Origin of the sequence: Ruminococcus sp. Marseille-P6503 (assembly GCF_900604945.1) — a bacterium.
In the GTDB taxonomy this organism is placed as follows: Bacteria; Bacillota; Clostridia; order Oscillospirales; family Ruminococcaceae; genus FB2012.
Genome location: NZ_UWPB01000002.1, coordinates 479,432 through 502,409, shown reverse-complemented (window position 1 = coordinate 502,409; position 22,978 = coordinate 479,432). Strand labels below are relative to the sequence as shown.

The window sequence follows — 22,978 nt, the reverse complement described above, 5'->3', positions numbered from 1 at the left end:
GTCATTTCCTTATCAATTATAGGTCATCAGCTTTCAAAAGTCAATAAAATCGGGCAGACTGTCTGTTGCAGTCCGCCCGATTCCGCGTATATTTTTTCAGCCAGCCGTAATTTTTTACTTGGAAAGCTTCATTGCTCTCATGGCGTTTATAATGGCGATTACCGAAACGCCGACGTCGGCGAAAACTGCTTCCCACATATTAGCCATTCCGAGCGCTCCGAGCAAAAGCACCGCCAGCTTTACTCCCAAGGCAAAAACGATATTCTGCCTTACTATTCTGAGCGTTTTTCTTGAAATATCTATCGCCTTGGCTATCTTGCGGGGATCATCGTCCATAAGAACGACGTCTGCCGCTTCGATCGCCGCGTCGGAGCCCATAGCCCCCATTGCGATCCCTATATCCGCTCTTGAAAGCACCGGCGCGTCGTTTATTCCGTCGCCCACAAAAACCAGCCTGCCCTTGGCGCTTTTCTCCTTCAAAAGCTTTTCAACCTCCTCTACCTTGCCGGCGGGCAGAAGCTGAGTGCAGACCTGATCAATCCCGAGCTTACCGGCGGTATCCTCTCCCGTTTCCTTTGAATCTCCTGTAAGCATGACCGTTTTGGATATTCCCTTTGCTTTCAGATCGGCTACCGCCTGAGCCGAGGTTTCCTTTATTTCGTCGGATATAACCAGATGACCTGCATATTCTCCGTCAACGGCAACATGAACCGTAGTGCCGGTATGATGACACGGACGCCAGCTTACTCCTATCTCATCCATAAGCTTTCCGTTTCCGGCGCAGACCTCCGCGCCGTCTATTACTGCCTTTACTCCTTTTCCGGAAAGCTCCTGCGACGAGGCTATCCTATCTCTGTCTATATCCTTTCCGTAAGCCTCGGTTATCGACTTTGCTATGGGGTGGACAGAATAGCTTTCAGCATAGGCGGCAAGTTCTATAAGCCTGCTTTCGGATATATCATCCGAATGAACCGCGGTTACGTTGAAAACGCCTTTTGTTAGCGTTCCGGTTTTGTCGAATACAACTATTTCCGCCGCGGCAAGCGCCTCGAGGTAATTTCCTCCCTTTACAAGTATCCCGCTTCGGCTCGCTCCTCCTATTCCGCCGAAAAAGCTGAGCGGTACGGAAATAACCAGCGCGCAGGGACAGGAAATAACCAGGAAAATAAGCGCCCTGTGTATCCATTCCGACCAGTTTCCTCCCGTTATAAGCGGCGGAACCGCCGCCAGCAGCAGCGCGGCTATTACAACTACGGGAGTATATACCCTTGCAAATTTAGAAATAAAATTTTCTGCCCTCGCTTTTTTTGACGACGCGTTTTCAACAAGATCCAGGATTTTGGCTACCGTCGATTCGCCGAACGGCTTAGTTACCCTAACCTTTATAAGTCCGCTTTGATTTATACATCCGCTTATTACGTCGCTGCCCTCGTAAATTGTTTTGGGAACGCTCTCCCCTGTAAGCGCGGAAGTGTCCGCCGTAGACTTTCCCTCGGTTACGATACCGTCCAGAGGGATCTTTTCCCCCGGCTTGACTATAATAATATCTCCGACGGCGATCTCCTCCGGGTCTGTCTGAACCAGCTGACCGTCCTTTTCAATGTTGGCGTAATCGGGGCGTATATCCATAAGGCTTGCGATAGATTTTCTGGACTTTCCTACCGCGCAGCTCTGGAACAGCTCGCCTATCTGGTAAAACAGCATTACCGCGACTGCCTCAGGGTACTCTCCGGTAGCCAGCGCTCCTACCGTAGCAAGAGCCATCAGAAAATTTTCGTCGAATACCTGTCCGTGAATTATGTTTCTTACCGCTCTCCATAAAACGTCCCAGCCTATAACCGCATACGGCGCCGCATATACCGCAAGGCTTTTCCAGCCCTCAAAAGGGAAGAGCCTTGCCGCCGCCAGCAGAACCGCGCTGACGATAATTCTTATTAGCGTTTTCTTTTGCTTTCCGGTCATATATCTTACGCTCAAGCCGGCAGACGTCTGTCCGCCTCATGAGCGTTTCCCCCTTTCTTCTTTTTTAGCGAGCGATTATTTCAGGACGATCACGCAGTCCGGCTCGATCTTCCTGCAAAGCTTTACCGCTTTCTTTACGATCTCGTCAAAGCTGCCGTCGTCAGCAGTCAGAGTCATTTTCTGCGACATAAAGCTGACGGTGCAGTCCTGAACCCCCTCAAGCTTTTTGATTCCGTTCTCCATCTTCTGCGCGCAGTTGGCACAGTCAAGATTTTCAAGTCTGAATACCTTTTTCATAAAGATTCACCCTTTCCGTATGGCTTGCAGACTGCCGAGCAGCAAATACGGCAATCGTTTTTATATATCCTATTCCTCAACGTGCTCCATTCCCGTTTCGATTATGCTTCTTACATGGTCGTCCGAAAGAGAGTAAAAGACTATCTTTCCTTCCTTTCTGAATCTTACCAGCTTGTTGTTTTTAAGCACCCTCAGCTGATGAGAAACGGCGGTCTGGCTCAGTCCCAGAAGCTGAGCCATATCGTTTACGCACAGCTCCGACTCAAAAAGAGCGTAAAGTATCCGTATCCGCGTAGTATCTCCGAATACCTTGAAAAGCTCCGCCAGATCGTATAAAATTTCGTCAGGCGGCATTTTCTCCGTAACCTTATCCACAACGTCCTGATGCAGACATAAGAAATCTTCCCTCTGCTGTTCATTCATTTTTCCGCACGCAAAGCACTTCGCTTTTACCGTGCGCTCACCTCCTTTTCATTATTTGTTTTATCAGTTTTTTTATAACCTATGATATGTCTTGCTCAGTTTTTCTGATATAGGCAAAAGCCTGTTCTCCACGGCATTGTCTTTTTGAATTTTCATATGTTCATCTGTTCATATATTACTATATAATATACCGTTTGTCAATAGCCTTGCCGTACAGCTGTGTGAATTTTCTGTTAATTTTAAAATTGCCGCAATATCAGAACCCGAACAGGCTGAAAGGAATACAATATAGTATGTCATTGCATAATGACGCACTATATCAGAAACCTGTATTTACAGATCATTTAAAGCTTTTCTCAGCGAATGGTTATTCGGCTGATCTGTGAACACAGGTTTGACACATCTGAAAGGAATAAGGTGTATGAACGGAGTTTTACTGGCTCTGGGCGGAACAGGCTTTACGTTTGCTATGACTATGCTCGGAGCGGCTATGGTTTTTTTCTTTAAAAACATCAGATCCTCAGACAGGATACAACGGGTTTTTCTTGGCTTTGCGGCGGGAGTTATGATAGCGGCGTCGGTCTGGTCCCTGCTTATTCCGTCAATCGACAAAGCAGAGGAGCTGGGGCTTATCGGCTGGGTGCCGGCGGCGGGCGGCTTTGCTGCCGGAATACTGTTTCTGATGGGGCTTGATAAGCTTCTTCCTTATTTTCACCCGGGGCTGGACCGCCCGGACGGAGTAAAGCAGGGACTTAAACGAACCGCCCTTCTTATTTTCGCCATTACGCTGCACAATATCCCCGAGGGTATGGCGGTAGGTCTTGCTTTTGCTCTTGCGGCTGACGGAAACAATCAGGAGCTTCTGGCGTCGGCGATGGCTCTCGCTCTGGGCATAGGTATCCAGAATCTTCCCGAGGGCGCCGCGATCGCCCTTCCTATAAGACAAAGCGGCTCGGGGCGGTTAAAGGCATTTCTCTGCGGCTCGATGTCCGGCATCGTCGAACCGATATTCGGAGTTCTCACCGTACTTATTGCAGGGCAGATAACGGCGCTGCTTCCGTGGCTGCTTGCCTTTGCAGCCGGAGCGATGCTTTATGTAGTGGTAGAAGAACTTATTCCTGAGGCGCACTTGGAAGCAGGACATCTGGGAACTATAGGCGTAATGGTCGGATTCATAATAATGATGATACTTGACGTAGCTCTCGGCTGATTTTAATAAGTCTTAGCGCGGACAAAAAGCAAAACGGACAATGCCTGAAATAAGCAGACATTGTCCGTTTATCATATCCGCCGTGAAAAACAAAAACGGCAAATACGTATCATTCTGTTGTCTGACAACTAATCACCGCTTGAACGCAGCTGACGTCAGGCAGTTCTTTACGTTTTACAGCGGACAGCGGTATTCCAGAGAATAAACCGTAACCGAGCCTGATGTGGCTCCGGCGTGAACGTTGTCAAGCAGCCCGCTGAAATTGCTGGAACCGAACGCTGCCGTGCAGTTTGCGTACGAATACTTGGCATAGCTGCGGCCGTTTACCGTTCCGGTCTCGCTGGCGGTGACCTTAGCCCACTCGCTTCCGCCGGACCAGCTTTGCAGGATCAGCTCTACCGCGTCTCCCGAATATTCTATATAGAAATATCCGTCCGAAGTAATTATTCCCGGGTTAAAGCTTCCTCCGTTCTTGGCGGTCATTACTGAAACCGCCTGTCCCCAGTTTGAGGCGGAAGCCGTTCCGGAGAAAAGCACCTCGGTATCATACTGTCCCGTTTGGGAAGAATCGTCCCCGCTTCCGGAGCTGTCGTCCGTCGAGCCTCCCGTATAAACTGTGCAGGTTACCGACGTCTGAGCAATACCGTTAGCGCCGTTAAACAAGGTTTCTCCCCATGAAGTCAGGCTTTGCCCCGCCCAGTCGTTCGATATGTCCAGATATGAAACGTCCGAACTGTTGCCTTTCCATGACCAGCCGAGATAGCCTACGTTTTTCTGCGTACAGTAGCTCATTACGGTAGCTTCGTCAACATCGCCGCCGGTGTGCTTGTGTCCGAATTCTCCTATCACTACCGGAACGCCTATTCCCAGGGCATTATTGATATTAGCCTTTACCGATGACGAGCTTCCTCCGGCGTATTCATACATATGTATGGAAAATACCGTATTTGAATCCTCGTCGGCATTGAACACCTCATTGCCGTAATTCTTGATCGAATCGGCATACTGTCCCCAGCCGGCGCAGTCTACCATGAGCATATTTTCTATTCCGCCGTTTCTCAGACTGGTTATCGCGCTCTTATAGCCGTTTGCCCATGCCGAGCCGTTCCATGAGCCGTACCATTCGTTTGCGATATTTACAATAACGTATTCCTTGTTGCTGTTAAGTATCTGCTTCATTTCAAGCCAGTAGCTGACCGCCTTGTTCAGGTCGGATACTTCGTCGCTTCCCGTCGCGTCGTGTATCTCCAGCACGCATACAAGCTGATTTGATTTGCACATATTTATGATGTTCTGAAGCTCTGACGCCGTAGTCTTGGTATACTCCTCTCCGTCGGATATTACTACCCTGACGGTATTTGCTCCTTTGTTGGCAATTGCCGATAGGGAAACCGAGGTCTGAGAAGTAAACCAGGCGTGAGGAACGTTTACTCCTCTCATAACAAACGCGTTTCCGTTGGCGTCTCTTATCGTAGTTCCGCTTACATAAAATCCTGAAGCCGTCGCTTCCGCCGACGGGCTGTACGCCCATCCGAAAATTATTGCCGCTGTAAGAATGACCGCGGTCAGTAATCTTGCCGCTCTGCCGGCTCTTGTTTTTTCGCTTACCATAAAAGCTCCTTCCTGTTTAATGTTATAATACCGGTATTTACGAATATTGTTAACACCTTTATTTTATATTCAAAAAACGGTAAAGTCAATGTGTTAAACGTTTAAGATTTTAATATTCGTATGAATAAACAACCTTTCGTTACTTTTATTGTATATTTTCACAAAACCAGTAATAGAAATATGTCGCTTTTTGTCCAAAGCTATTTCCGCTCAATATGTCCGCAGGCAGATAATTCGTCCTTGACTTATAAATTCATTGCAAAACAAAAAGAAGTTACACAGGCATCAGAAATCGGCGGGAGCGATGCCCTCGCTTCAAAATGACGTTCTATGTAACGGCTTTGAAAGAAATTATCAATATCGTTTTCAGTAACCCTTCATCAGCAGAAATCAACAAGTTTTTTGACTTAAACGATGTCTGGTTTTATGTTTTTAAGCATTGTAATCATAAACTATAAATCGAATTTCCAGAACTCAATATCATTGTAAACAAAATCTTCCTTGCGGCTTTCGGAAAACTTTTCAACAGGATAGCCTTTAGGTACAAGCTCTATATATCGTGAGGTTTCCGTTCGTCCGTCGACTCCGTCTTTGGCGAGCGTCGGTCGGGCAAAGCGAAAACAATTCTTTGTCATATAGTTTCTGTAATACTTTTTATCAAATCCCTGCCCGTTATAATCGGCAGCAGGATTTTCAAAAACAGGCTCATCCGCTAACAAAAGCTCACGCAGACGGGGCAAAGACACATACTCGCCGTCCATGTCTTTGAGATATAAACGCCACGTCGGGTCAAGCATAATGCGCCTGCCTGACGGCAACAAACAATCCACAACAACATGGCAATCGTCAAAGGGTTCTTCATAAGGCATACATGTAATATGCTGTGCCTTAACACCGTTCAGGCGTAACAGCGAAGCCAAAAGAATTGCAAGACCTCGGCAGTTGGTTTTATTATCATTGCGTTCACAAAATTCAATCAGCTCTGTAATAGCGCTACCTTTGCCGGATCCGCCCGTTCCGTTGTGCCCGAAATGGTCGCAAACGAAATCAAGAAGTTTAAAAACCATTTCATCACTTGAATTGTCAAGCCCTTTTATGTAATCCTGATAGTTGTATTTTTCTAAAATTTTCGGGACTTCGCCGCCTAAGACAAATTCTGCTGAACTGCCATATTTGTTATCTTTATCATAATCAGCATACTCTTTTAATATTTCAAGACGCGTTTTTTCACTGTTGGGTACAATAACCTGAGTCGGCGCATATTTATACGGCGCGTCCTCCGGTGTATCGCTTAATTTAACATATTTAACCGGCGTCTCTTTACCATATTGAGTATAAAAGCCTTCAAGATTGCCGTCAACATATTTAACATGATAAATCATACGATAATATTCATCGTTGATTTCATAGCAAAGATAACCGTCCTTTTCATAAACGCAGTTAGGCTCAAAATTATAATACCCGGTTGATATAAAAGACATTTTCATTCGCAGGGGCGTTTCATCAAAAATATTAACAGTTTCACCCATTTCTTCTTTATACCATTTGCCGACTAGTCGTTTATTCATTTAATTATTCCCCCTCTTATTCTTTGATTCGGATATGCTCTCATACTATCCGTTCCTGAATTCCGATGAGTTAATTATACCATATTTATTCACTGCATTCAATAAGATTTTTTACTGTTTCGGTCGCTCTATCGCGGATATTATTCATACGCTGTACTAAAAACGTTTAGTTTTTTACTCTGAGTGTTTCATTCACGCTATTTTTCACAAGCCGAAAAACCATATTTATAAATTTACGCAAAATAAGAGTTAAATCTTCCTTTTGTCAGCAAGTTCGTATACAAAACCTTTTTTCATTGTAAATTCTTTTCCATTATGTAATCCTCAAAAAATATTGATTTTCCTGCAATTCCAATTAATCCGGCTGATTACAAAGCAAAATGGAGAAGTTACTTCCCGTAGCCTCTCCATTTTGCGGTCCTTTTCAGATTATGAATTTTTTAGCCTTGTTTACAATACTACGGTCATTCTCATAAGCAAGCACCTGTCCTGCTCTGCCGATCTCCACCCATTTGATCTCAGCTATTTCCTCCTCCTGAGGTACAAAGTCCGTATTTTTAGCCTTTGCGATAAAATAAACTACGATCTTCTGAGTGTCCTTGCGCGGAGAATATGATACTATCTCACGGAAAGTAGGATCCAGATTCACATCGATTCCGGTTTCCTCCATTATCTCCCGCCTGGCAGTTTCAGTTTCGGTTTCATTTCCTTCGACGTGTCCTTTCGGGAAAGACCAATGCCCGCTGTTGACGTGCTTTATAAGCAGTATTTCCGTGTTGCCGTGATACTTTCGGTAAACAATAGCGCCACAGGATTTTTCATGCAGCATTGTCAGGTTCCTTTCTATAGTTTCCGCAGAATAAATCCACACGAATTAATATTCTGCCATCCATTAATATAATTATAGCACATTCAATTTCATTTGTCTATAGTTTGAAAGAAAACCCTTTGATTTTTATGCATAATGCACAAAACGCTGTGCAGAGCCATGTCTGAACGTTTTATTTTTTCTTTGAAGCTCCTTTCACAGTCTTTGTATTCTTTTTGCCTTTTCTGAAATGAACTACCGTTACAGCTGCAAATACTGCAAGCATAACCGCCAGAACTACAGCGTATATGCCCGATATCCTTTCGTTTCTTAGCAGCCTCGCCGCGGCGGAAACGGAGCTTTCGGCCTCGGAAACAAAGTCAAGCGAGTTTACCGCCCTATGTGTTACATAATAGGAATAAACCATAAGAACGCCGCTTGCCGCGACAACCGCGTCGAGCAGAATAAGCAGTCCGCCTATGGAATAGCTTCTGCGAGGCGCGTTCTTTCGTTTAATGAAGATCAGCGCCATAATAATGAATATTACGCTTTCGCTCAGCGCTGTAAAAAGAGGAATGTAATCCGCAATTTTTCCCGTCGCCGCCAGAACCGCGCTTACCGCTCTTTTAAGAGTAATACTCTGAACAGAAACGTTTCCCGCGGCGTCGCTTGCCTCTAGAGTAACCTTTGCCTCGGCGCTGTCAAGGTCTACGGAAAAGCTGAAGCCTCCCTCATCGTCAAGCGCGGTTTCTTCACCGTTTACGGTAAGCCTTGTTCCGCTTTTTACCTTGCCGGAAATCACAACGCTTGCCGCGTCAAAGGTTTTTCCGTCAAGGTCCTCATACAGAATGATCTCAGGGGGATATGCGTCGTAAAGGATCTCCTTTGATACGCGGTAAAAAATGTTATCATCGCTTTCAAACTCGGCGTAAAGCGAGTTTGTCCCTTCCGCAAGAGTAACTCCCATCGAGTCGCTTCCGGTAATCCTGTATTCCCCCGACTGGTTTTCATTGAGAGATATTTTCAGAACCCTTTCCGAGGAAACATTGTATTCAAGGACCGCCTGCGCCGACGACGTGATCTCATCGGTCGAAAGCACAAGCTTTTCGCCCTTTTCAAGATCGACCGTTTTTGTTTTAGGCTCAGAAAGTATGCCGTTATCCCTGTAATAGAGATTGACCTCCAGCGTTTTAGTTTCAAACGGAAAGCTGAACTCATAATCGGTCTGTCCCCCTGTTATCTCCGCGCTGAAAACCGGCTCTGACTTATTATCGTCCGCAAAGGCGGAGATAAAATAGCTGTCAAAGCTCCAATCGGAAAATTCCTCCCAATCGAGATAGCAGCTGCCGTTTGTTTTATCCACATAAAGCTTGTAATCGGAAATTTTCTCGGGTGTTCCAGTATTGCTGAAGCTGAAAGTATCGCTTTCCGCCGAATCAAAAAATTCCGCCGAGCCGTTGTCGTAGGTGACGCTGAGTATAAGCTTATAGCTGTCGAAGCTTGTGAGAGATGAAAGGTCTATATCCAGCTTTACGTTCTCTCCCGCTTTCCCGCTTCCGCTTGCAAGCTCCTTGCGTCCGCTGCCCTCAGTATCGGCAGCGGCATATATCTCATATCTGTATGAAATATCCTCGCTGCCCTTTTTCGCGGAAAATGAAACCGACGCTGTATTCCCTCTGATTTCATCTACCGTAAAGCTCTGGATCCACAGGCCTTCCTCTCCCTCAACTATCGAGAACTCAAGCTTTGTATTGGATTTCTTATCGTATTCTACCTGCCATTCTCCCTTTTCCGCGTCTATGAGCTTATATGTGCTCCAGGTATCTCCATGTGCCGATTCAATCTTATCGGCGCCGGAATCCTCCGTATACCTTTTGCCTGAGGGAGAAATAAAGGTTATATCAGGCTTTTCCCTGTCATAAGTAAACATTACCGTAAGATCGCCGCTTTTTTCAAGCTCTGTCAGCGCCGCCGTTTTACTTTCCGCGGACGCGGTAAGCGCCGCGGCAGGCATCAGCAAGCATAGCATAATTACGGCAAAAATAAATTTAAGCTTCGATTTCATAATATACGACCATACTCCTTTATAGGAATAATTCTCCTTTTATATGCTCAGAGCGGTATTACCCGAGCGATCCCTTGGTGCTTCCGCATTTTCCGTTCTTATCTATGTAGTAAACCTTTCCGGAAGTCTTTCCGCCGCTATCCTGGCTCTTGATTCCAAGCACCAGCTCAGGATCGCCGTTGTTTTTGAAATAGCAGCCAAACACTACCGAGCCTTCATTTTTATATTCCGCGCTGAAAAGCCACCACTTTATATCGAACTTTCCTGTTCCCGTAAACATAACGCCTATAAATCTTGAATGAGCGTCCAATTCGCCGGTTCCCGTTATTTCCAAAGACGCGTTGTCCACATTCCATTTCAGTCCGGCTGAAAGCTTGGCATTCAGCCCGGAAACCTCGGCTGAATCAAGTCCAAGCATTGTATTGGTATAGTTAAAGGTTCCGAGATTTATCTCCGCGTTCATAAGCTCTATTTCTTTCAGGAAGGTAAGCTTCGCCTTGGCATTGAACGAAAACGGAGATACTCCCGCCTCAAAGGAAGTATCGGGAAGCTCAAGCAGACTGACATCGCCCACAAAGGATTCAAGCTCGGGGAAATAATCCGAAACCTTTCCGCAGGCTATTGAAAGGGAGCCCGCAAGCTTGATCTTGGCAAAGCTGTTGCTTTCCACCGCTTCCTTTATATCCTTGGCGCCAAGAGAGAAATCGCTGTAGGTAACGGGCACAGGTCCCCATTGTCCCTTGAAGGATTTATCAAGGTGAAGAACGAAGGAGTCAAGCGTCCAGTCCTTCCATTCAAGGTCCGCTCCTACTCCCGTATCAAGAAACGCGATCTTGACCATTGCGCCGATAGCATAGTTGTTCTCGATAGTATCTATATCCACCTTGAACTTATTCATGTCAAGGTAAACAGGAGCGCCGAACATATTGTACTGACTGTAATTCTCATTACCGTCATCAAAACCTGTTTTCAGAATAATGCCGATATTTCTGTCGCTTATTACTCCCTTGCCTTCAAAATTAAATTTGAAAAGGTCGCCGTCCTTATCCTTGAATATATTGTCCTGATAGGGAAGCACGGTCTTTCCGTTTGAATAGGCAAGCACGATCTGATTGGGATAAAGCCTTACGGCAGGACTTGTCACGCTTACAAGCTGATAAATCTTCAGTATGCCTATCCGTATATCGTCAACCGTGTAATCCGAATAATCGTACCTGCCGCTCTGGTCGTTGTAAAGCTTGAATTCGCCCAGCGCAGGCAGCTCAAAGCCTATTCCGAGCTCCGCGAACGATTTGCCCAGACCTTGGGCGACCGCCTTGTCAAACGAAATGTAGGAGCCTTTATAATCGGTAACGTAGACTGAGCCGTCCTGCTCCGTATTTCCCGAAATTCTCACATCTCCCTTGAAGTTAAGCCAGCCGTTCATTTTTACCGCGCCGGAAAGGGTTACCGAACCGTCGCCGTTATCCGTTTTCTGTACCGACGTAAACACATACGGACCGAACTCTGTCTTTTTTTCGCTTCCCTGAACTATTACGGAAAAGCCCTGCGAAATAACCGCCTTTTTACCGTTTACGGTAATTTCAACATCGTAGGTTCCGACTGCTATGCTTGCGGGGATCGTAAGCTCGTAGGTGTTCTGATCCTTAAAGGTAAGAGGAATATCGTAATCAAGATTTCCGTTCAGCTTAAGCTTAGCGGAGTATTCTTCCTTGAAGCCTGTGCCGACAAGCCTTGCGTCAACCTCTCCTAAGCCTTTATATATGTATTTAACGTTAAGTCCGCTAACCGAGATTCCGCTGCATACCGAAACAGGATCACCATCGCCGTCAGTTTCGTCGTCGCCGCTGTCAGACACCAGACTGTAAAGCTTGGCGTCCCTTACATTTTCATCCGCCAGGCTTACCTCCAGGGTTCTGTCAGACATCGTAAGCGTATCCACAGCGGTATAGGTTATTTCATACTGATTTGCAAGCTGACCGTGAAGCATATCGTAGAAGGAGTTAAGGCTCGAGCTGTCTGAAACGTACACGAAATCTCCGCTGCACGCGTTTGCAATATTATTGAGATATTCCGTATCCACCTCGCTGCCGAGACCGAGCGTATAAACCGTTATTCCCTTCCGCAGACAAACCGAGCCCAGCTCCGACACTATTTCGCTGTAATCCCGTGGATTATTGTCGCAGCCGTCCGTCATAAGAATAACGATATTGTTGGCGCCGCTGTCAGCCTCAAAGCCGTCAAGACGATCCTTAAGCGCCGAGAACATATTGGTGCCGCCCATGCTGTACATTTCGTCTGCGGCTTCCTTAAGCTCCTCGTCGGACGTGCCGAAGGGATAGCTGCTTTGTACAGCGTCGTCAAAGGTCGCAAGCGAAAGCCTTTCGTTGGGGTTTTTATCGTCGATAAATGTTTTGACGGCATTTTTCAGGTCGTCCATACTGCCGCCCATGCTTCCCGAAACATCGCAGAGAAGCAGGATATTCGAGCCTGAATATTCAATTTTGCGAATTTCAAAATCCTCGATATCAAGACCGCAGTCCGCAACGCTCAGCTTAGACTTAAGCGCTTCCGCCGAATCGCTGTACGCGCTTGCGATCTGTACCCTGGCTGTCACCGTTTCAAAGCTGTTGGTATTGATTTTCCCGATATTTACCGCGCTCTTTATCTTGCTGACATAATCGGTCATAGTCCGCGAAAAGCTTTCGCCAACGCTGTTTTCTTCCTGCGAATCACCGTCCGAAGCCGTACCTCCCGGATCAAGTATTCCGCTTACGTTGATCGTCTGGGAATTATCTATTACCTCGTCTACATACTGGGTGACATTTTTTATATTTTCCGATTCCTCGGCGCTGTCGTTGTTTATTACGCTTATTATCTGCGACATCGGCTTGGCGTAATTATCGTCGCCGCAGTCCTGGCTATTATAAATAGCCTGATTGATATTTTCGTCAGAGGCGGTTTCGTTGCCGAAATAATCGTTTATCTTGGCGATCTCAAGATAAACCTTTGACCGGTCCGTTCCCGCCTCATTCTCAGCCCTCTGTTCAAGCTCGTTCTTTAGCCTTGAAAGAACAGGCTCCTCCGTCTGGGCTTCAACCGAATTTATCCTTTTCTGCAAAGCCTTCTTTTCCTGCTTTGACATATCCTCCGTATACCTGTCATATATTTTGTCAAGCTGCTCCTTAACGCTTTCAGCGTCCTTCTTGTCAGCGATCAGGTAGCCAGCGGGAAAATCCTTTTCATCCACAGTTCCGTTCATATAAAGCTCAGAGGCTATCATAAGCTCGTCATAAGTCGCGCCTCCGTCAAGGGCTTCGGCTATTTTGTCAAAATCGCCCGACAACGCGTTGGTTTTAAGCCTTGCAAGCCTTACCGATTTCAGAGAAAACAGTTCCTCCTTCTGTTCCTCCAGCTTTTCAAACCTTTTGCTCAGCCGCGAAATCTCCGAACTGTCAGGAGCGTTCCCTGAGCCGTAAGCGCTGTAAAGCTTTTCCGCCTCTGCCACATATTCTGCGCACTCGCTTATATCTCCGTCCTTTTCCGCCTGTTCAAAATCTTCGGCAATAGATTTACATATTGCCGCTTCAATATCCTCCTGGGAGGGCACAGAGCCTGAATCGGCAGAGCTTACCGAGCTGTAGCCGTAATCCTCAGGATTTCTGCCGTTCTCCTCAAGATATGCCGACATACCCGCGTCCGAAGCGTTAAATCCGAATTTTGCCTTTACAAGCTGAAACTCGTTTTTTATTCTGTCCGCAAAATCCTGTATGCCGGACAAACGCTGATATATCCCGCAGGCGCGCTCCAGATCGCCCGACAGCGCATACAGCCTTGCCGTCAGAAGCGAACATTCGCCGTCGTAGCTATACTCCTTACTGTACTGACCGATCGTTTCCATCGCCTGGTCGTAAGCCCCGTTGTAAGCAAAGGCGTTTGCAAGCGCAATGGTTTCGTCCTTGCCAAGCTTGTTTTCATAAGCCTCCACAGTACCGGCGTTTAACGCGCCGTACCCTGAAAGTCCTCCGCAGACGGCAGTCAGCAGCGCCGCGCACACAAGCGGTCCCGCTCTGAAAGCCTTCCGCTTTACAAGCAGCAGCCATACAACTATCACCGCCGGAGCAAAGCCTATTCCGAACTGAAGAAAGATATTCATTGCATATTACCTCTTTCCTTCATATTTTTCAAGCTAATTATAGCATAAATCCAATAAATGTGCAATCGTATTTTCATCAGAAATCACAGGCTGTGAACAAAAGCGCCGGAGCGATATCGTGCCGCGCTCCGGCGTTTACTATCCTCTGTATTCAGGCTATTCAAACACGCTGCATTTTTTCGCAGTTGCCTTTATACCGTTCTCTCCGTTGATCAGCGCCTCTCCCCAGTCAGACGAGAGCACGGAGCCGTCCCACTCCGAAGCGATATCGAGGTATTCTACTCCTCCGCCGTTGCCCTTCCACGACCAGCCTATATAGCCTATATCGTTTTCAACGCAGTATTCCATCAAAAACGCTTCGTCTACATCTCCGTCCGAATGAGTGTAGCCGAATTCTCCCACGCAGACGCAAAGCCCCTGATCCGTTACGCCCTCAAGATTTTTCTTTATTGACGACTCGCTTCCGCCCGCGCTGCCGTACATATGAATGGAAAACATGGTGTTCCTGTCAGGGTCGGACTCAAAAACTTCTTTTCCGTAATCGGCAATGCTTTTGCCGTACTGACCCCAGCCGGCCGCGTCCACCATTATGGTGTTCCTGATCCCCGCCTCGCGTATTTTCGGTATAACGCTTACATATCCGTCCCGCCAAAGCCTGCCGTCCCATTGACCGACCCATTCGTTGGCGATATTGAGAATAACGTAATCCTCGTTTCCGATAAGCGCGTCCTTCATTTCGATCCAGTAATCCGCCGCTTTTTCAAGATAATCCGCGTCGTCCATGCCGGTGCCGTCGTGAACCTCTACAACGGCGATCATTTCCCGCTCCCTGCACTGGTCGATAAGCGTCTTTATTGAATCCAGGCTGTCCTTTTCCCACTGCTGACCGTCGGATAAAACCAGTCTTACCACATTGGAGCCGGTTCCGGCTATTGCCGGGATCGCGATAATATTCTGATCCTTGAACCATGTATGCGCATGGTTTATTCCGCGCATTACAAACTCGTTTCCGTTGGCGTCAAGCAGCTTGGTTCCGTCAACCTTAAAGCCGTACTGTCCCGCCGACGACGATACCGGCGTCTGAGTTTCAGAAGACGACGAATCACTGCCGGAACAGCCTGTCATAGAAATAACTATTGCCAGAGGCAGCAGCATTGCAAGTAATTTTTTCATAACCGTATCCTTTCCGTTTAAAGCCGCCTGAAACCCGACACAGCTCCGTGCGCAGAATCCTCATAAGACATTTAAGCATTTTGCATAGCTGTAATGGTTTTGGCAGACCCGAAATCTATATATTCAGTATACAGTTTTTATGCTCAAAGTCAAGACATCATTTATAAATTTTAATAATGATTCCTTTGATACGGTTTCAGCCCGCGCTGTCGTCTATAGATCAAACAAAATACTATTGACAAAAAAGAAAAACCATGCTATAATAAAAATACACCAAATAAGTATACTAAAATATTCAGTGAAAGGATGATAAATATGGCAGTATTAAAGGTAACCGATTCGGATTTCGGCAAACGGGTACTCAGCAATCCCAGAACGGTAGTCGCCGACGTGAGCACCGACTGGTGTCCCTCCTGCAAACTGATGGAACCGGTTTTTAAAGAAGCTTCGGATAAGCACGGAGAGCTTGATTTCGTTTCAATAAACGCCTCTGATTCTCCCGAAACCGCCGCTGCCTATAAGGTTGAATATGTTCCGACCCTGTTGGTTTTCAAAAACGGCGAATGTGTAAAAAAATCTGTCGGGGCTATGGATAAAGCGGAGCTTGAGGAATTTTTATCGGAGCTGTAAATAAAGCGCGGTTTATCAAATCAGCCGACAGTTAAAATCAACATATTTTTGAAACTCTCTTTGCACTAAATATGCGCATAGGGAGTTTTTTACTGCTCACAAAGCTTGAAAGCCAAAAACATTCGGCTCAGCTTGTAAGTTAATCGTTTTCGACGAAAATAAACAGGGATTTTTGTGAAAAGTGACATAATGACGGAAATTCGTAAAAACTGCACAAAAATATTCAAAAAGCCCTTGAAATTCAGAGAATAATAATGTATAATTATTTACATGACTTATGTATATATGGTATATGTTTTTTTTAAAAATAGTCGGCTCCATATATTACTTAATCGTTTGAAAAGAATATGGCTGCCGGTTTTGGAAAGTGTATTCTGCGGCTTTTTGCCGTATTAATTATTGTAGGAGGTTATGTTATGAATGAAAAATCCCTGAATACATTTAAGGGAACCATCGTTCAGGAAAGACAGCTAAAAGAGATCATCGCCAAGCATCACGACCAGCCGGGCGGGCTGATGCCTATTCTCCAGGAGGCTCAGGGCATCTACGGTTACCTGCCGATCGAGGTTCAGACTATGATCGCCGACGGACTTGGCATTTCCCTTTCAGAGGTATACGGAGTAGCCACTTTTTATTCCCAGTTTTCCCTCACTCCCAAGGGTGAGAACAGGATCAGCGTTTGTCTGGGTACCGCCTGCTATGTAAAGGGCTCTGATAAGATCCTTGAGGCGGTTGAAAAAAGACTCGGGATCAAAGCGGGCGAATGTACTCCCGACGGATTATTTTCCATTGAGTCCTGCCGCTGCGTAGGCGCCTGCGGACTGGCTCCGGTAATGATGGTAAACGACGACGTTTACGGCAAAGTTACCCCCGACCAGGTAGATTCTATCATTGATTCCTATCTGACCAAAAAAGGAGGTTCCAAAAAGAAATGACAATTGAAGAATTAAACAAAATAAAAAAAGAATTTTCCGACCTTGTCAAGGTCAGAAAGCTTGTTGCCGAGGAAGGCGAAAAGCTTGCTAAGAAGACCGGCTACCGCAAGCAGATCCTTGTATGCGGAGGTACAGGCTGTACGTCGTCCGGAAGCAAAAAGGTAATCGAGGCTCTTGAAGACGAGCTTAAAAAGCAGGGTCTGGAAAAGGAAGTCCTTGTAGTTAAGACAGGCTGCTTCGGTCTTTGCGCGCTGGGTCCTATTCTCATCGTTTATCCCGAAGGCGCGTTCTATTCGCAGGCTACTCCTGAAGGAGTTATACGCATTGTGGACGAGCACATTAAAAAGGGAAATATAGTAAAGGAGCTGCTCTATAAGGAAACCGTTCATACGGACGGCTCGATAATCTCGCTTTCCGAAACAAACTTCTACAAAAAGCAGCTGAGAATCGCGCTGCGCAACTGCGGAGTAATAAATCCGGAGGACATCAGAGAATACATAGCTACCGACGGTTATCAGGCGCTTGCAAAGGTTCTGACCAAGATGACTCCCGACGACGTTATTCAGGAGCTTCTTGATTCGGGTCTGAGAGGAAGAGGCGGCGCCGGCTTCCCGACAGGAAGGAAATGGGCGTTTGCCAAGGCTTCAGAGGGCGATATAAAATATGTATGCTGCAATGCCGACGAGGGCGATCCGGGCGCGTTCATGGACCGTTCTATCCTTGAGGGCGACCCGCACGCCATTATTGAGGCTATGGCTATCGCAGGATATACTATCGGCGCGAAGCAGGGCTATATTTACGTCCGCGCGGAATACCCCATCGCCGTTGAAAGACTGGACATCGCTATAGAGCAGGCAAGAGAATACGGTCTGCTGGGCGAAAAGATCCTCGGCACGGATTTCTCCTTTGATATAGAAATTCGTCTTGGCGCGGGAGCTTTCGTGTGCGGAGAAGAAACCGCTCTTATGACCTCCATAGAGGGACAGAGAGGCGAGCCTCGTCCCCGTCCTCCTTTCCCTGCCGTAAAGGGTCTTTTCGGAAAGCCTACCGTTCTCAACAACGTTGAAACCTATTCAAATATTCCTCAGATAATACGCAAGGGCGCGAAATGGTATTCGTCTATGGGTACCGAAACCTCCAAGGGCACAAAGGTTTTCGCCCTCGGCGGAAAGATCACCAACGTAGGTCTGGTTGAAATTCCTATGGGCACTACCCTCCGCGAGATTGTAGAGGAGATCGGCGGCGGAATACCGGGAGGAAAGAAATTCAAGGCGGCTCAGACGGGCGGCCCTTCAGGAGGCTGTATTCCGGCCTGTCATATCGACACCCCGATCGACTACGAGCATCTGACTGCGCTCGGCTCGATGATGGGTTCGGGCGGACTTATCATAATGGACGAGGATACCTGTATGGTGGACATCTCCAAGTTCTACCTCAACTTTACCGTAGACGAGTCCTGCGGAAAATGCACTCCCTGCCGTATCGGAACCAGAAGACTGCTTCAGTTCCTTGAAAAGATTACCTCAGGTGACGGCGAGCCGGAGGATCTGGACAAGATAGAGGAGCTTGCAAACCACATGAAATCTTCCTCTCTCTGCGCTCTCGGTCAGTCAGCTCCAAACCCTGTGCTTTCAACGATCAATTATTTCAGGGACGAGTATATTGCGCACATCAAGGATAAGCATTGTCCTGCCGGCGTGTGCAAGAGTCTGCTTCACTATGAAATTGATCCGGGGCTTTGCAAGGGCTGTACGCTTTGCGCGAGAAACTGTCCTGTGGACGCGATAGAGGGTACTGTAAAGCAGCCTCACAAGATAGACAAAACCAAGTGCATAAAGTGCGGACTGTGCGAAAAGAACTGCAAGTTCGGCGCGGTGCTTAAGAAGTAGTTGAGGAGGTTACATTTTAAAATGGAAAAAACACAAATGGTTCATCTGAAGGTGAACGGAATTCCTGTTGAAGTTCCTGCCGGCTCTACTATTCTGCAGGCCGCCAAGGCAGTTAATATTGAAATTCCGTCCCTTTGCTATCTTAAAGATATAAACTGCATAGGCGCCTGCCGCGTATGCGTTGTTGAAATAGTGGGAAGAAGAGGTCTTGTGGCTTCCTGCGTATATCCGGTGGAGGAGGGAATGGAGGTTCTCACCAACACGCCGAAGGTAAGAGCTTCAAGAAAGACCACCATCGAGCTTATCCTCTCCAGCCATCATAAGAAATGCCTTTCCTGCGTAAGAGGAAACAACTGCGAGCTTCAGAAGCTTGCCTTCGACTATGGCGTTGACGAGGACAGATTCAAGGGCGACGACGTTATCTATCCAATTGACGACGCTTCACCCTATATCGTAAGGGATAACAACAAATGTATCCAGTGCATGAGATGCGTTGCGGCCTGCAAGAACGTACAGAGCGTTTCCTGTATCGGACCTATCAAAAGAGGCTTTAACGTACACGTAGGCTGCGCTTTTGAAAAGAGCCTTAACGATTCTCCCTGCGTAGGCTGCGGACAGTGCATAGTTGCCTGCCCCGTAGGAGCTCTCAATGAAAAAAGCAATATCGACGAGGTTTGGGACGCTATTTCCAATCCTGATAAAAAGGTGGTATTCTTTACCGCTCCGTCAATCAGAGCGACCCTCGGAGAAAGCTTCGGAATGCCTATAGGCACAAACGTAGAGGGCAAAATGGTAGCTGCAATCAGACGTCTCGGCGTTGACAAGGTATTCAATATGGACGTTACCGCAGACCTTACGATTATGGAGGAAGCCCACGAGCTTATCGAGCGTATAACAAAGAAGAAAACCCTTCCTATGTTTACCTCCTGCTGTCCGGGCTGGATAAAGTTCTGCGAGCATTATTATCCCGAGTTCCTGCCGCACCTTTCAAGCTGCAAATCTCCGCAGCAGATGTTCGGAGCGGTTCTGAAGAGCTATTACTGCCAGAAGAACGGAATCAACCCCAAGGATCTGTACGTTGTAAGCATTATACCCTGTACCGCGAAGAAATTCGAGGTAACAAGAGAAGAACTGCGCACCTTTGATTTTGACGACGTTGACGTTGCTCTTACAACGAGAGAGCTTGCAAAAATGATAAAGGGCGCCGGCATAAATTTTGTTGATATGGACGACGAGGTATTTGACAATCCGTTTGAAATCGCTTCCGGAGGAGCCGCGATATTCGGCGCAACGGGAGGAGTTATGGAGGCCGCTCTCCGCACTGCCGCATTTATGCTTGACGGAAACGCGAAGAAGGTCGAGTTCAAGGAAGTAAGAGGCACCAAGGATATCAAGGAGGCCACCTATAAGATCGCCGGCATGGAAGTAAACGTAGCGGTTGCCTCGGGTCTGGCAAACGCAAGAAAGATAATTGAAATGGTTCAGTCGGGCGAAAAGAATTACCATATGGTAGAAATCATGGCGTGCCCGGGAGGCTGTATCAACGGCGGAGGTCAGCCTGTTCAGAGCGACTCGGTACGAAACTACAAGGAGCTCAAAGCTACCAGAGCAAAAGCGCTTTATGACGCCGACAGCTCCATGAAGCTAAGAAAATCCCACGAAAGCCCTGTTGTAAAGCTTCTTTACGACGAGTATTTCGACGCGCCTGGAAAGCCCAGAGCGCATAAGCTTCTCCATACGACATACGTCAAGAGGGGAACACATCAGTAATATAAGCAAAGTCAGCTCAGGCTGCCGCATGGATATAAACGTGCGGCAGCCTGTTTTCTGTCTCAAGGCAGCAATTTCAGGTCTTAAATCCTTGCTGTGACGGCAAAACGGCGAACCTTGTTCCTTTCAAACTGTATATATAAGAAAAAACTATTGACAACAGTGATTCCATGTGTTATTATATAAAAAAGCATAGTAATTTTATAGGATTAATATGATTATTTAAGGAGAGAATAAAATGGAATTTCTGAAATACCGGTTTCAGGTAAAGCTCAGCGGGCGAATGTGCCGTTTTCCGAATAAAACAAACGCGCCGGCTTAGAATAATAACAGATTTGTCCGATAACGGCAGCTTATCGGAAGATACTGAGAAAAGAGGTAATAAAGAATGAGCAAGATCAGCGAAAGAAATCTTCACTTTGAAACCAGACAGCTTCATGTTGGACAGGAACAGGCGGATCCGGCTACAGACGCAAGAGCCGTTCCCATATACGCTTCAACATCTTACGTTTTTCACGACAGCGCTCACGCGGAGGCAAGATTCAATCTTACCGACGCAGGAAATATTTACGGAAGACTGACAAATCCTACTCAGGACGTTTTTGAAAAGCGCATAGCCTCTCTTGAGGGAGGTGTAGCCGCTTTGGCGGTCGCTTCCGGAGCCGCGGCTATCTCATATACTATCCAGAATCTGGCTCACGCCGGAGATCATATAGTTGCCGCCAGAACAATTTACGGCGGAACCTACAATCTGCTTGCCCACACCCTGCCGGAATACGGGATAACCGCGACGTTTGTAGACCCGGACGAGGAAGGAGCCTTTGAAAACGCCATACAGGAAAACACAAAGGCAATATATATCGAAAGTCTGGGAAATCCCAATTCAAATCTCATTGATATAAGAAAGGTCGCCGATACGGCTCACGCGTATAAAATCCCGCTGGTGGTGGACAGCACCTTTGCAACTCCGTTTCTCCTCAGACCTATCGAGTACGGAGCGGATATTGTCATTCATTCCGCCACGAAATTTATCGGCGGTCACGGAACGGCTATCGGCGGAGTTATTATCGACAGCGGCAACTTCGACTGGGAAGCAAGCGGAAAGTTCCCGTCAATTACAGAGCCTAATCCAAGCTATCATGGCGTTTCATTTACAAAGGCTGCCGGAAAAGCCGCGTTTATAACAAAAATAAGAGCGGTGCTGCTGAGAGATACGGGAGCGACCCTCTCGCCCTTTCATGCGTTTATTTTCCTTCAGGGTCTTGAAACGCTTTCGCTGAGAGTAGAAAGGCATATCGAAAATACAAAAAGAATTGTTGAATTTCTCTCCAGCCACCCAAAGGTTGAAAAAGTAAATCACCCCTCCCTTCCCGACAGCAGATACAAAAAGCTTTACGATGAGTATTTCCCTAACGGCGGAGGCTCCATCTTCACATTTGAGATCAAGGGCGGCGCTGCCGAGGCAAAGAAGTTCATCGACAAGCTTCAGATTTTCTCTCTGCTTGCAAACGTTGCCGACGTTAAATCTCTCGCGATACATCCCGCTACCACTACTCATTCCCAGCTGAGCGAGGCGGAGCTTGCAGAGCAGGGCATAAAGCCCAATACCATAAGACTGTCTATAGGAACAGAGCATATAGACGATCTGATCTATGATTTGCAGGAAGCCTTTGATTCAATATAACCTAGCGTCTATGTCCCCGCCTTCTAAAGAAGGCGGGGACATATCAGTCTTTCAGCAGGGGAATTAATCCCCAACTGAAACCCTGAGGAGCTAGAAGCTCTTCGCTGTCAAAAGACAGCGTTTGGCGCAGTTGCTTCGTCGCAGCCGATGAAAAGCCAGGCTTACATCGGGCTTTGCTCCGAATTAAATTTTTTGGTCACAGTAAAACGAACAGCCTCCGTCGGAAAAACGGAGGCTGTTCATTTTATATCATAGTTTTTCGCCTGTCGGGCATTTATATACGACGGCTGACAATTTCCCTGTCAGTCAAATATCTTCTAACGCCTTCAGCTTGGCTATTCTTTGTTCATGCCTTTCCTCGCCGGAATACTCGGTTTCCACAAAAGCGTCTACAAGGTCAAGCGCCGTGCCCTCTCCTACAACCCTTGCTCCGAAGCAGAGAACGTTAGCGTCGTTATGCTCTCTGGTCAGTCTTGCGGAAAAGACTTCCGAACAGCAGGCCGCCCGTATTCCCTTTATCTTGTTAGCCGCTATCGACATTCCTACGCCTGTTCCGCAGATAAGCACGCCCAGATCACATTCGCCGCTCAGAACCTTGCCGCATACCGCCTTTGCCGCGTCGGGATAGTCGCATTTTTCATTTATACCGCAGCCGGTATCCACATACTCGATACCTTTTTCTTTCAAATGCTCGATCACCGCCAGCTTCAGCCCGGGAGCGGCATGGTCGTTTCCGATAGCAATTTTCATAAGTTTTTCCTCCGTAAAATCTATTATCATTTTGAACGTTCGGCATT

General features: G+C 46.9%; 16 protein-coding genes. 6 read left to right on the top strand and 10 right to left on the bottom strand.

From position 1 onward, the window contains the following. Nucleotides 1-114: 114 nt before the first annotated feature. From EIH25_RS08415 to EIH25_RS08405, 3 genes are all read right to left on the bottom strand, one after another. Complete coding sequence (locus tag EIH25_RS08415) at nucleotides 115-1,962, bottom strand: heavy metal translocating P-type ATPase (RefSeq protein ID WP_124100583.1); 1,848 nt, start codon at nucleotides 1,960-1,962, stop codon at nucleotides 115-117. Between the two features lie 75 nt (nucleotides 1,963-2,037). Continuing rightward, the gene (locus EIH25_RS08410; RefSeq protein WP_124100581.1) at nucleotides 2,038-2,259 is read right to left on the bottom strand and encodes a heavy metal-associated domain-containing protein; all 222 of its coding nucleotides are present in this window, start codon (nucleotides 2,257-2,259) and stop codon (nucleotides 2,038-2,040) included. Nucleotides 2,260-2,328: 69 nt separating this feature from the next. Beyond that, nucleotides 2,329-2,682, bottom strand: a complete 354-nt coding sequence (locus tag EIH25_RS08405; protein ID WP_124100579.1) for a metalloregulator ArsR/SmtB family transcription factor — start codon at nucleotides 2,680-2,682, stop codon at nucleotides 2,329-2,331. A 421-nt stretch (nucleotides 2,683-3,103) separates the two neighbouring features. Here EIH25_RS08405 and EIH25_RS08400 point away from each other — a divergent pair, with 421 nt between their 5' ends. Then, nucleotides 3,104-3,892 (top strand): ZIP family metal transporter, encoded by a 789-nt coding sequence (locus tag EIH25_RS08400; RefSeq protein ID WP_124100577.1) that lies wholly within the window; start codon nucleotides 3,104-3,106, stop codon nucleotides 3,890-3,892. Between the two features lie 174 nt (nucleotides 3,893-4,066). Here the strand turns inward: EIH25_RS08400 and EIH25_RS08395 are convergent, their stop codons facing one another. The 6 genes from EIH25_RS08395 to EIH25_RS08370 form a co-directional block, all read right to left on the bottom strand. Further along, complete coding sequence (locus tag EIH25_RS08395; protein WP_124100575.1) at nucleotides 4,067-5,503, bottom strand: cellulase family glycosylhydrolase; 1,437 nt, start codon at nucleotides 5,501-5,503, stop codon at nucleotides 4,067-4,069. 452 nt (nucleotides 5,504-5,955) lie between these two features. Further along, nucleotides 5,956-7,071, bottom strand: a complete 1,116-nt coding sequence (locus EIH25_RS08390; RefSeq protein WP_124100573.1) for a transglutaminase-like domain-containing protein — start codon at nucleotides 7,069-7,071, stop codon at nucleotides 5,956-5,958. A gap of 424 nt (nucleotides 7,072-7,495) precedes the next feature. Then, complete coding sequence (locus tag EIH25_RS08385) at nucleotides 7,496-7,900, bottom strand: NUDIX domain-containing protein (protein ID WP_124100571.1); 405 nt, start codon at nucleotides 7,898-7,900, stop codon at nucleotides 7,496-7,498. Between the two features lie 172 nt (nucleotides 7,901-8,072). Continuing rightward, on the bottom strand, nucleotides 8,073-9,944 hold the full coding sequence (locus EIH25_RS08380; RefSeq protein WP_124100569.1) for a hypothetical protein: 1,872 nt from the start codon (nucleotides 9,942-9,944) through the stop codon (nucleotides 8,073-8,075). A gap of 58 nt (nucleotides 9,945-10,002) precedes the next feature. After that, nucleotides 10,003-14,100 (bottom strand): vWA domain-containing protein, encoded by a 4,098-nt coding sequence (locus EIH25_RS08375; RefSeq protein WP_124100567.1) that lies wholly within the window; start codon nucleotides 14,098-14,100, stop codon nucleotides 10,003-10,005. A gap of 156 nt (nucleotides 14,101-14,256) precedes the next feature. Further along, nucleotides 14,257-15,273 carry a glycoside hydrolase family 5 protein gene (locus EIH25_RS08370; protein ID WP_124100565.1) on the bottom strand — a complete coding sequence of 339 codons (1,017 nt, stop codon included), beginning with the start codon at nucleotides 15,271-15,273 and terminating at the stop codon, nucleotides 14,257-14,259. Nucleotides 15,274-15,588: 315 nt separating this feature from the next. On the opposite strand from EIH25_RS08370, the gene EIH25_RS08365 reads away from it, so the two are divergent. The 5 genes from EIH25_RS08365 to EIH25_RS08345 all read left to right on the top strand — a co-directional run bounded on the left by EIH25_RS08365 (nucleotide 15,589) and on the right by EIH25_RS08345 (nucleotide 22,181). Continuing rightward, the gene (locus tag EIH25_RS08365; protein ID WP_164489197.1) at nucleotides 15,589-15,903 is read left to right on the top strand and encodes a thioredoxin family protein; all 315 of its coding nucleotides are present in this window, start codon (nucleotides 15,589-15,591) and stop codon (nucleotides 15,901-15,903) included. Nucleotides 15,904-16,319: 416 nt separating this feature from the next. Further along, entirely contained in the window at nucleotides 16,320-16,838 is a 519-nt protein-coding gene (gene nuoE / locus EIH25_RS08360; RefSeq protein ID WP_124100561.1) for an NADH-quinone oxidoreductase subunit NuoE, read from the top strand. After that, the gene (nuoF, locus tag EIH25_RS08355; RefSeq protein ID WP_124100558.1) at nucleotides 16,835-18,727 is read left to right on the top strand and encodes an NADH-quinone oxidoreductase subunit NuoF; all 1,893 of its coding nucleotides are present in this window, start codon (nucleotides 16,835-16,837) and stop codon (nucleotides 18,725-18,727) included. Before nuoE ends, nuoF begins: the two co-directional genes overlap by 4 nt. 21 nt (nucleotides 18,728-18,748) lie before the next feature. After that, on the top strand, nucleotides 18,749-20,497 hold the full coding sequence (locus EIH25_RS08350; protein ID WP_124100556.1) for an NADH-dependent [FeFe] hydrogenase, group A6: 1,749 nt from the start codon (nucleotides 18,749-18,751) through the stop codon (nucleotides 20,495-20,497). 388 nt (nucleotides 20,498-20,885) lie between these two features. Continuing rightward, nucleotides 20,886-22,181, top strand: a complete 1,296-nt coding sequence (locus EIH25_RS08345; RefSeq protein ID WP_124100554.1) for an O-acetylhomoserine aminocarboxypropyltransferase/cysteine synthase family protein — start codon at nucleotides 20,886-20,888, stop codon at nucleotides 22,179-22,181. A 306-nt stretch (nucleotides 22,182-22,487) separates the two neighbouring features. On the opposite strand, the gene rpiB is transcribed toward EIH25_RS08345, so the two are convergent. Continuing rightward, entirely contained in the window at nucleotides 22,488-22,931 is a 444-nt protein-coding gene (gene rpiB, locus EIH25_RS08340; protein ID WP_124100552.1) for a ribose 5-phosphate isomerase B, read from the bottom strand. Nucleotides 22,932-22,978 lie beyond the last annotated feature (47 nt).